Origin of the sequence: Rhodanobacter terrae (genome assembly GCF_042657005.1) — a bacterium.
Taxonomy (GTDB): domain Bacteria; phylum Pseudomonadota; class Gammaproteobacteria; order Xanthomonadales; family Rhodanobacteraceae; genus Rhodanobacter; species Rhodanobacter terrae.
Genome location: NZ_JBHSNG010000092.1, coordinates 1 through 680, shown reverse-complemented (window position 1 = coordinate 680; position 680 = coordinate 1). Strand labels below are relative to the sequence as shown.

The following is a 680-nucleotide window of genomic DNA, read 5'->3' as shown; positions in this document are numbered from 1 at the left end:
ATCGACATGGGGTACACCTCATCAGATTCCTGCTGGTCAAAAAACCAGCAGGAAGGTTGGGGTACCCGGGTCAATTTTCGGTCGGCATCAGCTCGAAAAGTGGGTCAGTTTTGGATCGGCCTCAACAGTCCCGCTTACGAGCGCCTCGACGACGCGATCAAGAGCCCCGAATTCCTCAAGGCCGTTGGTGAGCTCACCGGCATCGAAGGCTTGATCTACGATCCATGGTATCTGGGCGGCGGTACGCATGAAAACCGCAACGGCATGAGCCTGGATCCCCACGTCGACTTCAACTATCACCCCAGCGAAAAATGGCATCGGCGCCTCAACCTCATCATCTATCTGAATCCGACATGGGATGATTCATGGGGCGGTTGTCTGGAAATCTTCCGCGATCCTTATGCCGACAATCGGCCGTCGCGCGCGGTGAGCCCGGCCTTCAATCGTTGTGTCATTTTCGAGACATCCGAAAAATCCTGGCATGGCTTCGATGCGATCCGGCTACCCGACGAACATGCAGATATCTCACGCCGCTCGATCGCGTTGTACTTCTACCTGATTAGCGTCGAACCTCAGTTGCAAGTCGCATGATGTGCGACGGCAGCGAGGGATGGGATGCTGAAGCCATGTTCTCGACGGGAGTGTGAGTCATGGCGATGAATAGGGTGCAGTTTCAGAAA

The 680-nt window shown here is 55.1% G+C and carries 1 protein-coding gene; it reads left to right on the top strand.

Annotation, left to right across the window (positions count from 1 at the left end):
• On the top strand, positions 1–591 hold a 591-nt coding region (locus ACFPPB_RS20370), incomplete at its 5' end, for a 2OG-Fe(II) oxygenase (RefSeq protein ID WP_377330495.1).
• Between the last annotated feature and the right edge of the window lie 89 nt (positions 592–680).